At 35.9% G+C, this 12,050-nt stretch carries 10 protein-coding genes; 3 read left to right on the top strand and 7 right to left on the bottom strand.

Annotated elements, in window-relative coordinates:
• Window positions 1-2,268: leucine--tRNA ligase (leuS, locus tag NTU89_02005; protein ID MCX5923320.1), on the bottom strand; the 2,268-nt coding region annotated here is incomplete at its 3' end.
• 164 nt (window positions 2,269-2,432) lie between these two features.
• Between leuS and NTU89_02000 the strand changes: the two genes are divergently transcribed.
• Window positions 2,433-3,068, top strand: coding sequence for a hypothetical protein (locus NTU89_02000; protein ID MCX5923319.1), 636 nt, complete (start codon window positions 2,433-2,435; stop codon window positions 3,066-3,068).
• 59 nt (window positions 3,069-3,127) lie between these two features.
• On the opposite strand, the gene NTU89_01995 is transcribed toward NTU89_02000, so the two are convergent.
• The 5 genes from NTU89_01995 to NTU89_01975 all read right to left on the bottom strand — a co-directional run bounded on the left by NTU89_01995 (window position 3,128) and on the right by NTU89_01975 (window position 9,081).
• Window positions 3,128-3,421 (bottom strand): hypothetical protein, encoded by a 294-nt coding sequence (locus NTU89_01995; protein ID MCX5923318.1) that lies wholly within the window; start codon window positions 3,419-3,421, stop codon window positions 3,128-3,130.
• A 95-nt stretch (window positions 3,422-3,516) separates the two neighbouring features.
• The gene (locus NTU89_01990; protein MCX5923317.1) at window positions 3,517-4,077 is read right to left on the bottom strand and encodes a hypothetical protein; all 561 of its coding nucleotides are present in this window, start codon (window positions 4,075-4,077) and stop codon (window positions 3,517-3,519) included.
• Window positions 4,078-4,164: 87 nt separating this feature from the next.
• Complete coding sequence (locus NTU89_01985) at window positions 4,165-4,326, bottom strand: hypothetical protein (protein MCX5923316.1); 162 nt, start codon at window positions 4,324-4,326, stop codon at window positions 4,165-4,167.
• A 133-nt stretch (window positions 4,327-4,459) separates the two neighbouring features.
• Complete coding sequence (locus NTU89_01980; protein MCX5923315.1) at window positions 4,460-6,619, bottom strand: hypothetical protein; 2,160 nt, start codon at window positions 6,617-6,619, stop codon at window positions 4,460-4,462.
• Window positions 6,620-6,651: 32 nt separating this feature from the next.
• On the bottom strand, window positions 6,652-9,081 hold the full coding sequence (locus NTU89_01975) for a hypothetical protein (GenBank protein MCX5923314.1): 2,430 nt from the start codon (window positions 9,079-9,081) through the stop codon (window positions 6,652-6,654).
• Window positions 9,082-9,307: 226 nt separating this feature from the next.
• Here NTU89_01975 and NTU89_01970 point away from each other — a divergent pair, with 226 nt between their 5' ends.
• Together NTU89_01970 and NTU89_01965 are read left to right on the top strand one after the other, a co-directional pair.
• On the top strand, window positions 9,308-10,060 hold the full coding sequence (locus tag NTU89_01970) for a hypothetical protein (protein ID MCX5923313.1): 753 nt from the start codon (window positions 9,308-9,310) through the stop codon (window positions 10,058-10,060).
• Window positions 10,053-10,958 carry a hypothetical protein gene (locus NTU89_01965; GenBank protein ID MCX5923312.1) on the top strand — a complete coding sequence of 302 codons (906 nt, stop codon included), beginning with the start codon at window positions 10,053-10,055 and terminating at the stop codon, window positions 10,956-10,958. The genes NTU89_01970 and NTU89_01965 overlap by 8 nt, the downstream gene beginning before the upstream one ends.
• A gap of 34 nt (window positions 10,959-10,992) precedes the next feature.
• Here NTU89_01965 and NTU89_01960 read toward each other — a convergent pair whose 3' ends face one another.
• The gene (locus NTU89_01960) at window positions 10,993-11,988 is read right to left on the bottom strand and encodes a ribonucleotide-diphosphate reductase subunit beta (GenBank protein MCX5923311.1); all 996 of its coding nucleotides are present in this window, start codon (window positions 11,986-11,988) and stop codon (window positions 10,993-10,995) included.
• Window positions 11,989-12,050 lie beyond the last annotated feature (62 nt).

Genomic DNA, 12,050 nt, shown 5'->3' with positions numbered 1-12,050 from the left:
AGTTACGTTGCTTTCAATTAACAAAGTTGCATCATAGCTAGGCCAAGCGCACTGAGTTAAATCCTTGCCGACAAGTTTTTCTAGGAGCTCACATGATGCATGTGGTGCAAAAACAGAAAACAAAGTTAAAACTTTTTCTAAGGAATCCTTACTCAGCTTCATGTCAGACTTCATGGCATCATTGGTCCACTCCATAAATGAAGCAAGTGCCGTATTTGGCTTAAATTCTGCGATGCGCTCTTGCACCTGTTTGATTAACAGACTTAGGCGCCTTGTTGTTTCTGAATGCTCATAGCCACTTTGTAGCAGCGTTGTTGGACTTGAAACAAAAGTAATGAACCGAGAGGTAAAGCGTTTGATACCTTCGATACCAGCATCTTGCCACTGACAATCAAGCTCAGGAGGCCCCATAAATAAAATATACATGCGCAAAACATCAGAACCATACATTTGTACAATCTCATCAGGGTTGACCACGTTTCCCTTAGATTTTGACATTTTTTCTACAGCACCAGATTTTTCTGAAAGCTTGCAAACCATTCCTTGATTAAAAAGATGTTTGAATGGCTCATCAAAGGGCAAGTAACCAGCATCATATAAAACTTTTACATAAAAACGTGAGTATAAAAGATGCAAAATTGCATGCTCTACACCGCCGACATACAGATCAACAGGAAGCCAATAATTTAAATCTTTTTGGCAAAAAGCTTCATCTTTTAAATCTGGATTTGGATACCGCAAGAAATACCAACATGATCCAGCCCATTGTGGCATCGTGTTTGTTTCCCGTTTTCCCGGGCCTTTGCATTGCGGACAGGTAGTATTTACCCAATCATGAATCGCTTCAAGTGGCGATTGGCCTGTTCCCGTTGGCTCATAGCGCTCAACTTCTGGCAATCTAACTGGCAACTGACTTTCTGGAACTGCAACGACTCCACATGCTTGACAGTGAATTAAAGGAATTGGTTCACCCCAATACCGCTGCCTTGAAAAAACCCAATCACGCAAACGATAACTTACTTTTTCTTTTGCAAGACCACGAGAAACAAGATACTCGATAATTTCTTGTCTGCTTTCAGATGCAATCTTACCTTTAAATGGCGTTGGCTCAAGTAAAATTCCACTGCTTGCATCAGTAAAACAAACTTCAAAATTTTCAACTTGTTTTTGAATTGACAGATCTTGTGGAATCATGCCAACTTTTAAAGGAATATTATATTTTTTAGCAAAATCAAAGTCGCGTTGATCATGAGCAGAACATTTAATAATTCCAGTTCCGTAGTCAGCAAGCGCAAAGCTAGCGACCCAGATCGGCAGATCTCCATTTCCCAAAGGATCAACAATGTAGCGTCCGGTAAAAATACCTTCTACTTCGTTTCCTGAATAATTTTTCTCAAGTCGCTTTGCTAAAATAGTACTGCAAAACTTTTCGATTTCTTCTCTGTTTTGAACACCATCTAGCAAGACTGAAAGTAGCTTGTGATCTGGAGCTATGGCTACAAAAGTATCTGCATAACACATTTCAAAATGAGCAGAAAATGTTTCTATTTCTAGGTCCATGTCTTTAACTGGTGATGTAAAAATCAAGCCGCTGCTTTTGCCTATCCAGTTTTTTTGCATCAATTTTACTTTTTCTGGCCAATCTAAACGATCAAGCCCTTCAAGTAGCTTTTCTGCATAATCGGTAATTTTTAAAACCCATTGACGAACCTTTTTAGGCTCTACCGCAGAGCCACAACGCTCACAACCGCCATTAACCACTTCTTCATTTGCAAGGCCGGTAAGACAAGAAGGACACCAATTGATTTGTGACATGGACTCGTAAGCAAGACCACGTTTAAACATTTCAATAAAAATCCACTGCGTCCATTTATAGTAACTTGGATCAGTGGTATTTAATTCTTTTGACCAATCGTAAATTGCACCAATTTGTTTAAGCTGACTTTTGAAGACAGCAATATTTTTTTCTGTTGCGGCCTTAGGCTGAATACCTTCTTTAATTGCTGCGTTTTCTGCAGGCAAACCAAATGCATCCCAGCCCATCGGATGTAAAACATTATAACCTTGTAAAACTTTAATGCGCGCATAGACATCTGAGAGCACGTAACCACGCCAATGCCCGACATGCAGACCTGATCCTGAAGGGTACGGAAACATATCTAGGCAATAATATTTTTTGCCATTATTTTTAGGATCTACAACCCCATAAGGTTTGATTTCCCACTGCTCCTGCCATTTTTTTTCAACATCTTTAAAGTTGTATGACATGCCTTACCTTTGCGGTTACGATAACATTAAGTTTTTTAAAATTAAGTATTAAATATTTACTTTTTTAGTATACATCAATTGCACAAAAGCATAAAAAACATTGATTTTTTTTCTTCGTTTTTTGGGATATACTTTTTAAAAAAGATATAAAAAAAAGGAACCAAATGAACAACCCTCAAATACAATCAACTAAAGTTCAACCATCCCATTTAAGTGAAGAAATTCTTGTCGTAAAACGCTCAATTCTTTTTAATGAAACCAATGCATGGAGCGGCATAAATAATCAAATATTTGATCAGTGCATGCAAACCATACAAACACATAGTGCATTTATGCCCAGATCCCACGCTGAAACCAATCCAACATACAAACAAATAATTCCCTACGTAATTTTTACCGTTGACCAAAAAATATTTGTCATGCAACGCAAAACTACTGCATCAGAACAAAGACTTGCTCACAAATATTCAATCGGCATTGGTGGCCACATGCGCCAAGAAGATTTATCGAGCAACAATATTTTCAACTGGGCTCTGCGAGAGTTTGAAGAGGAAGTAAACTACTCAGGCTCTAAAGAAATGAGTAAAATTGGAATCTTAAATGATGACACTAATGACGTTGGCAAAGTTCACCTGGGAATGATTCTTTTGCTCAAAGGAAGCTCTGATCAAATTTCTATTAAAAACGAACATAAAAGCGGAATGCTTTTAACGCTTGATGAGTGTAAAGCTTTATACAATCAAATGGAATCATGGAGCCAAACTTGCATCGACTTTATTGAAAAAATGAATTTAATTTAAAAACTTAGGGCTCTTTATAAAAAGAGCCCTTTTTTATTATCGAAACAAAATCAAAACTTTTACTCGCCTTTGCAGCAGCCGCCTTTTCCAGATTTCATCAGCTTGCAAACTAACCAGAAAGCACCTAATGCAAGGACAACAACGACAACTACTTTTTGCCATGAAGGCATCATGTCCCAGTGTGCCATAACTGAATCTTTCCAGCCCATTTCCATTCTTTCTGGAAGTGACTCAACGCCTTCTAAGATTTCATCGCCAAATGATTCTGCGCGATCTGCGTATGATTCTGATTCTTCTGATGCTTTAACAACCCATGAGCTTGAAAGTGCTGCAACAAACATTGATTTCAACATTTTTATTAACCTTTTTAATAAAGAAATAAATTAGATGGATATATTCTATCCACGAAATTCAAACTCTGTCAAAAGTTACAAGGATGCCATCCTTTCTATGAGACAAACTTAACATTGTCATAAGCTAAAAATCTGTAGTCGCCTTTTTTCCCAATTCTAACTCCAACGGTTCCCACTTGACCCTTTTTTATCAGATATCTTATGTTTATTTTAGAAGATGTAGACGCCTGTGGATATTGCATCCACATTGAAATGTAAAATGGCCCTTCGTATCCAAGCTCGGCAGCACCGCTAGCAACCCCGCCATCTTGAATAAAAACAGGAAGAAAAGAACCTTTGCAACATTTTATAACAAGCATTTCATTGCTTGCTAAGCCTATTGCCTTGGACGGAGAAAAATGAAATGTTGTTTGTGGAAAAACTAAAGAACTCGCAGATTCACCGCCATAAAAAGTTTGAAATTCTAATCCATCAGTTTCATTTTCTACAGAAATGAGCTTAAGCCGAACTTGGCTTCCTGGTATAAAACCAGAATCGAGGCTTTTTGCCTCAATGTTGCAACCACAGCCAAATAAACTAACCAGAACAATCACCAATGTTGAAACAATCAACTTTGTTGTTTCAAGTAATTTTGTTTTACCAAATTTTGATACCATAAAAAAATCCCCCTTTTTAATATCCATACTTTTACTGAGCACATTATCAAAAAGAGAGATCTCTTTACAACTTTTACCTTAAGTTACTTACTTTTTATTTCGCCCAGACCACAAATCATTAAAATGTTTTTTGACTCTTGACGCAACATCTTGCATTTTTTTGATGCCACGAGATGTCATACAATATTTACATCCACGCATACGGTCATTTAATGGTCGCATTCCATTGGCACTTAGATCTTTTTTCATATCTTCCCCCTTTTATAACAAAACCCATCAATTTATAGTTGATCTAAAAATATATTATCCCACGTCATAAAATCAATAATTTTTGTATTTAAAAGAGTTGAGAAGCAAAACCTTTCGACTCAGTCGTTATATATTAACTTCTGCCTCGACCTCTAACCATAAGCCTCGGCCTTGATGTTAAAGTTTCATCTAAGCCTTCGAGCAAGCGCTGTCCATCGAAAGACGATTCAACTCCGACCTGGCCAGACGCTACATTATCTTTCTTTGAAATAAATTGCTGCAACAATTTTATATTTTCTTCAATATCGCCAATCTCTGGATTTTCCACCCTATAAATATCTGCATTTTTTCTAAAAAGATTGGTCCCTGGCTTAATAGAAGAAGTTTTATCGTATGGATTCCATGTATAGCAAGAAGGATCAATTTCTTTGCGATAGAGAAAGCAGCTAAGCCAAGGCTTATATTTATCTTCTCCAACGATCCTGACAGGAGGCATAGCTTCTTGAAAAGCTTTAAATCTTTCATTTTTTTCTTCAAGCTCTTTTTCAAGCTCTGCTTTCTGGCAAGAAAGCTTTTGCAGCGTTTTTTCTTTTTTTAAAAAGGCATACATAATCCAACTCTTCAATGCTGAGCCAGCAACAAGCAAACAACCCACCCTGCATGATTTCTCTTCAAGTTCAGGTAATTTCAATCGAGCCTGAATTCGGATTGCCTTTTTTTCTTCCTTTTCTCTTTCAAGGTTTTTTCTATCAAACTCAGCTTGCTCTAAAGATCTTTGTATTCTTTTTTCTTCTTGTAGCCTATCAGCCTCTAGTTTTTGTATCTCAAAATCTTCTTTTTGACGAGCCTTCAAAGCATCATCCGATTCTTTTTTATAAAGAAACTTCAATTGCTGAGTCTTACTCAAACCCTTTGCCTGCTTAAACATATTTTTATTTTTAGACTGTTGTTTTAATTGATCTGCGATGAACTCTGCATACAGCCTATTTGCCTTAATCCAATCTGGCTCTTCTGCCTTAGGAGGTAGGACCTTTAAAATTGGACTTAGGATAGGCCCCTCTGCATCAAGAAGAACATGAGACGCTGTATTCAAAATTTCTTTACACGCAACTGTTACTTCTTTGTCTTTTGAACCTGTTACAGATGTCATAGAAGATAATTGGGCAGGTTCTACTTGTGATTTTTCAACTGTTTTTTTAGAATTAATAAATTTAATCCTGTTCCTCTCAGCTTCAACAGCATTTTTAAACTCTTCTTCATAACTAAACATATAACGATCCCACTCGTGACCATTAAATGATTTGCTTCCTGGATTGACAAGACTAGAAATAACACTGTCAGGCATATTTTTTAAAGCTTTTTTTGCAAGGATCACGGACTCTTTTTGCAATATTTTTATATAATCAGAAGGATTTTTAGAACAAGCATCTTCATTAATGCTGCATTGCCTTCTTTCTCCGCAAACAATTGAATAGCTCTGAGAAATAATGCAATTTACAATTTCTTGCTTGTTTTTATTATTCTTTAAGTCTGCATAAACAAGATTGAATGCTGCCTCTATTGCAATAACAATTGACTTGAAAACATCAATATCAAAATCATACCCTCCACTTTTTGCTTTTTTAATTAAATCAGATCTTGTAGCGCTTACCCATGCAGGACACTCAGTTAGTCGCCTAACCTTTGCCTTAGAAGCTTGAGCAAGGGCTGGATGAACTTCTTTTCCTACTTCTACCGATGTTGCAGCTTCGACAAATTGATTTGCTGAAAGCGCTCCAACCTTCCTTTTAGATACCAATGCAATAACTATAATTTCACGACCAAGGCGCTTTTCATAAAACTCTTGCTTCAAACAGCAACCATTAACATCTATCATGTTTTTTATATCGGTTTGCTTAAGATCTTCTGCCATTTGTCTTTGAATTTCTATTATTTCACCCTCTGACAAAGTAATGTAAATTTTTAGCAAACGCTCAGTCCGAGCTATCTCTTTTCGATAATAATCAACAACTCCACGAGCTAAAAACGCGTTATAATCCTTCATGTTAAATGAAGGATTATTTTTAACCTGCTCTAAAAACAAATTTGACATCAATATGGCAGCATCACAAAAAACGCTCTCAGAAAAATCTTCTCCTTTATTTTTACAATCCTGCAAAATCTCATCATGTAAAACTTGAAGCAAAAAATCTTGCTGCGTATCAAATGAAATCGCTTGATTTGAAGAAAACAATCCGCTATGCGAAATAAAACAGAAAAGCAACGCAAAGTATATTTTTTTATAATTTTTCATAAAAACCCTACATTAATTACTAAAACTATTACTTACTGCCGAGCAGTCACTCCACGACCCCTAATCATCAATCTTTCTCTTTCTGGCTCTTGATTGCAAGCAAAGTCTTCTATGTGAGAAACAAAAGACTTATCTGGGCTATATGGATCATGTCTACGACGATGCACAATATTTAAACCTTTTTCAAAATCAATCAATGCTATGGCCTTGTCATCAAGAGCTGCAGGTAAGACTTGTAGCAAAGCATCTGACTCGGCAGGAGTCAAAGTTGCAATAGGAACCTCTAATAACTTATCTGAAAATTGTAAAACGCTGCTAGAATTATTTTTCTGAAGTTCTTTATCTTTGGCTTTATCAAGCTCTCTTTGCTTTCTGCGAGACAACTTAGAAATATCATTTGTTTGCAAATCAGATTCTTGTGCCAACAAAATCTCTCTTTCAATATCAGCTAATGTTTTCTTTTTAACTTTTTCTGATTCTGCAGGCAATGCCTTGGCAGATGCAGCAGATGACAATGATTTGACAAGCAGAGCCTTGACAGGCGCAGCTGATACTGCTGATTCAGACTGTGCAAGATTTACAGGCTTTGCAGATTTATCTTTACCACCAAGAATTGGCTCTAGTAAGCGAGAAACCACGGCAACAACTGGTTTTTGCTTTGCAATGGTTTTTTTGTTTTTTTCCTTAGGCTTGTGCGCTGGATTTAATTTTAAACTTTTAGATTCGGGTTCTAACTCAAGAAGAAGCTGAAACTGGTCAGCAGTGAGCCCTGTTACTTTTCCATCTTTGCCAACTACAACTTCTTGTAAGATTTTTGGTGCATCTATCTTTTCTTTTGTTGCACGCTTAACCAATTTTGCGATCTTTAAGCTTCTTTCAAGATAATCTTCTATGCTTTTTTTAAATATCACAGATCCATCCTCAGAAATCATGCCAGTATTAGCACCTTTTGTTTTTATAAGAGACCTTAAAGATTCATCTGTAAGGGATTCTATAGCATCTAAAAACACCTCCGTGTATTCATCAGCACAAGAAATATAAGAACCAAAAGATTTTTTTTCTTTATTCATTATGCTACCGATCGTATAATAAAGAAGCTCTACCGAACGACCAAACACATCTAAATGACTTTCATTTTGATCAACAGATAAAGACTCATAAGACCTAGCGACAGCCTGAGCCAACTTGTCAAATATTTTTTCCTCAAATGAAACTTTTCTTATCCTACTTTCAAGCAATAAATTATTTTTTCTTTGAGCGAGAGCAGCCAAAACTTTTTGATGAAGCGCAAAATTAAAGACTTCTTTATCACAAGCTTTTTCCACAAAATTAGCTAACATTTTAGAGTCAGCACTTTGTGCTAAATCTTTTTCTTGAGCTGTTAGATTAGTAGACTTCGCCACCTCCTCCAGCTCTAAGACTTTATTAATCATATTTTCAGTAAATTCATCAATTATAGCTTGTTTGGACTTCAGCTTGTCAGCAATAGGATTTTTAAAGAAAGCACAACCATTTTCTTCATGAATTTGCTTCATAGCCAGAATAAAATTATCCTCAGAATCTTTATACATTTGCGGAAAAATTATTAATTCTTTTTCTTTTAAAGTATCAATTATACTGGTTTGTATTCTCATATAATAATCGCTAACCATCTTAACCCTATCAATCTCTTCTTTTCGGTTAGAAGCATGACCAATTAATGAATCAAATGATATAATTATTCTTTCTAGCATTGACCCTGAAAAAGAAATTCTAGACTTCTTGCAATGGCATTGAATATTGTATTTAGCATCTTCTATCCAATGAGGAAGAGACTCATTAAGGCTTTGCTCGCCGTCTTCAATAGCTAACGCCTTAAATGTTCCATCTGGCAACCGTCGCAAAAGCAATGGCGGATTTTTGAAATTCTCTTCTCTTTGTTTTTCTAACAAGTTAACAGCTTCAAAAACCTCAGATACTTTTGGCATAATACTTTCATTAATCGACGTCTCAAGATTTGCTCTAAATCGCGCCAGACTTTCTTCATAAAGCACTCCAACATGATTACCCCTTGATCTAATAAGTAAGCGCAATTCTTTTTCAGGCAAAGACTTAATCACCAAACTCGAACAGTAATCAATATAACTCTCAGGCGTTAACCCAATTTCTGATATTTTTGATGTGTTTTTAAGCGATATATCGCCAAGAGCTCCATACAAAAGCATTAGCGTGCGAGAAAGATTAACCTTATTTTTTTTTGCATCAATTTTTAAAGAAATACATGCATTATCAATCAAAATAGCTATGCTTTCAGCAGTTAGTCTCATAAAAAAAGTGTTTTTTTTAGCAGACTCAACACAAAGCCTACTTATTTCTTCAGTAGCCCAAGCTGGCACTTCTTTTTTTTCTTGCGAGCAGCCTAAATTTCCATAAAAGAAATGTGTTAAAAATAATAATGTTTGTATTTTCCTGAAAAAATTCATTGTCGACCTATCCTTACCCAAAATGTTTATATTTTTATTTCTTATTGTATCTTTTGCCATTTTTGAATTATACACTTTTTGCGATTTTTGATAAGCTAAACTACGTTATCTTAATAATTTTTACAAACAACTAATAGAAAAAATAAATTTTTAACAAGAAGCCTATTTTCACATAGAAATTCTTTTCTGTGTTTTGCCATATTAAAAAACTAGCGAGAGAAAAATAATGCAAAGCCATAATTACATACCTGCTCATCATGCGCACCTTTGGATCAGCGACAGTACAACGCTTGAACAGCAAGCTATAAGCAAATTACAAAGTACTTTATGCCAAGATAGGGGCTGCAAAAGTTGCAACAATTGTTTACAAATAGAGCAAAAACAACACCCTTGGATTACTTGGCTACAACCAGACGGTTCATACACCCTAGATGAAATTGATATCGTAATTGAGTCTGTACGATTTAAATTAGACACAAACGAAAAACGATTTTTTATTTTTACCAATGCGCAAGACCTAACCCCTGCATGCAGCAACAGATTACTTAAAACTATCGAAGAGCCGCACGATGGATACTTTTTTATCTTTCTAGCGAGCAGATCTGATGACATCTTACCAACACTGATATCAAGATGTTTTGTAAAACAGTTTGCACAACAACAGATCGAGCATTCATATCAAGAAATAATGGAACCTTTTATACAACTGTCATTTTCAAATCCATCTGGATTTATGAAAAGCATTGACCGACTAAGCATCAAAGAATCTCAAACCAAAGAAATAGTTGATCTTTTGCTTGAACATTTTCATGCAAAATTAATAAAGGTAAGCGCTGAAGGTGAAATAGATATACAAAAAATGATTATGATTACAGATAAAATTATTCTGCTTAAGCTTGCCCTTGCTCAACTTCCTCTCGCAGGAAGCAGCAAGCTTTTCTGGAAAAATCTTTATTTAACCTTTAACAGCAATGCTTAAAAAAACAAACTCACTTTTTCTTAAATGGTTGTATGGATTTTTAGAGCTACAGCTCATAATCTCTTTAATGTCACTTCCTGTTTTAACCTACTGGGGGCTACCAATTTCATACATGAGCCCCATTTCAAACATGATTTTTACCCCACTGCTCATTTTATTTCTCTGGGTTTCTTGTTTATTTTCAGTCTCTGCAATAATTGGACTCCCATGCTCATGGTTGACATGGGCCCTAGAAAAGATCACAGACCTATGGCACCACCTTCTGTCTTTTGGCAACCCGAACTACCTAATTGGATTTTCTTTTCAAACCTGGTGGATATCTGTTGTCTTTTGCATCATGGTATATTTTTTATACACCTACATAAAACCAAACACCAAACAAGCCGTCGGAGTACTTTTTGTTTTCTGGTTTTTGCTGATAATTTCTCGTGAATTCATCCAGCCAAAAGGCCTTTGCAAAAAAATTAGCGGTAAAGAAATGACAGTGCTTCATGTCAACAAAAAAACATATTTGATCGACTATGGCGCACTTTGCGAGAAGCAAAACTTTTACACCAATATCGACTACTCAATTCTTCCATCGATTATAAAAGCCACGGGAATTACACGCATTGACACTCTTGTGCTATGCAAGCCAAGCGCTTCTTTGGCAAAAGCCGCACACCAATTTGCCATGCAAACCAACGTTAAAACAATCATTGTAACTACAAAATCAAACTGTTTTAAAAAGGCCAAAGAAGCATTTGAAGGAACGTCGATAGAGATTATTCCGATGGCAAAACAGATAAAAAATAGAATGTATATTGACTATGCGCCAAAGCTCCAAGTAATCTCGGAGCGTGAGTCCGAATTTACCCGGAAAACAAAAAAAGCTCCGGCCAAAACCAGAGCTTTTTAATCTTAAATTATTTCTTAAATTTATTTTTTTTTACCTACCACTCAAGCGATCCACCAGATTGATACTCAGTTACTCGAGTTTCAAAGAAGTTTTTTTCTTTGCTTAAATCAGTCGCTTCAGACATCCATAAAAATGGATTTTCTTTGTTGTATACTTTTGGCAATCCCAAGCGAACAAGTCTTCGATCTGCAACATACTGAACATAGTCACAAAATTGCTTACTTGTAATTCCCAAAAGACCGTCTGGGCAAGCCTGAATAGCATACGCCATTTCGAGCTCTACAGCCTTCTTGATTAAATCAACTACTTCGCTCTTAAAAGCAACTGTCCAAATTTCTGGATTTTCTTGAATAATTGTGCTTATTAAATCACAACCAAAAGCAAGATGAATACTCTCATCGCGCATGATATATTCAAACTGCTCACCAATTCCAACCATTTTTTGGTGACGCTTCAAAGAAAGCATCATCGCAAAGCCAGCATAGAAGAAAATTCCTTCCATGATAACGTAAAACCCAATCAAATCCCTAACAAACATCTGAGTTGTGTTTGCATCGACTATTTCAAAGTTGCTATCAAAAATAGACTTTGTCAGACCTACGACAAATTCATCTTTTTCTCTGATAACATCAACAGTTTCGTACATGGTATAAATTTCTTCAGGGTCAAGACCAAGCGATTCACAACAATAAATAAATGTATCCGTGTGAACAGCCTCTTCAAATGCCTGACGCAATAAATATTGTCGACACTCTGGATTAGTCACATGTTTATACAAAACTAAAACAATGTTATTTGCTGTCAACGATTCAGCTGTAGCAAAAAAACCAAGGTTTAAAAGAATTAATTCTCTTTCTTTTAAAGATATAGCGCCTGGAGTTTTCCACTGCTCTACATCTTGCTGCATAGAGACTTCTTCGGGTGTCCAATTATTGGCAACGCCGCTTTTATAATAACCCCTTGCCCACAAATACTTCATAGGCAAAATTTTATTTGGATCTGTTTTTTTATCTTTAATAATTGACATCATTTACTTTCATCATAACTGCTTCTTGCTATGATCAACAAGGCGCAGTGCTATATTTTAATCTT

This window comes from Candidatus Dependentiae bacterium (assembly GCA_026389065.1).
GTDB lineage: Bacteria > Babelota > Babeliae > Babelales > Chromulinivoraceae > JACPFN01.
This window is presented reverse-complemented; position numbering and strand designations above follow the sequence as displayed.

Excerpts from the sequence above, each read along its gene's own strand:
- NTU89_02000 (MCX5923319.1), top strand. The coding sequence starts at position 2,433 with ATGAACAACCCTCAAATACAATCAACTAAAGTTCAACCATCCCATTTA.
- NTU89_01995 (MCX5923318.1), bottom strand. The coding sequence starts at position 3,421 with ATGTTGAAATCAATGTTTGTTGCAGCACTTTCAAGCTCATGGGTTGTT.
- NTU89_01990 (MCX5923317.1), bottom strand. The coding sequence starts at position 4,077 with ATGGTATCAAAATTTGGTAAAACAAAATTACTTGAAACAACAAAGTTG.
- NTU89_01985 (MCX5923316.1), bottom strand. The coding sequence starts at position 4,326 with ATGAAAAAAGATCTAAGTGCCAATGGAATGCGACCATTAAATGACCGT.
- NTU89_01980 (MCX5923315.1), bottom strand. The coding sequence starts at position 6,619 with ATGAAAAATTATAAAAAAATATACTTTGCGTTGCTTTTCTGTTTTATT.
- NTU89_01975 (MCX5923314.1), bottom strand. The coding sequence starts at position 9,081 with ATGAATTTTTTCAGGAAAATACAAACATTATTATTTTTAACACATTTC.
- NTU89_01970 (MCX5923313.1), top strand. The coding sequence starts at position 9,308 with ATGCAAAGCCATAATTACATACCTGCTCATCATGCGCACCTTTGGATC.
- NTU89_01965 (MCX5923312.1), top strand. The coding sequence starts at position 10,053 with ATGCTTAAAAAAACAAACTCACTTTTTCTTAAATGGTTGTATGGATTT.
- NTU89_01960 (MCX5923311.1), bottom strand. The coding sequence starts at position 11,988 with ATGATGTCAATTATTAAAGATAAAAAAACAGATCCAAATAAAATTTTG.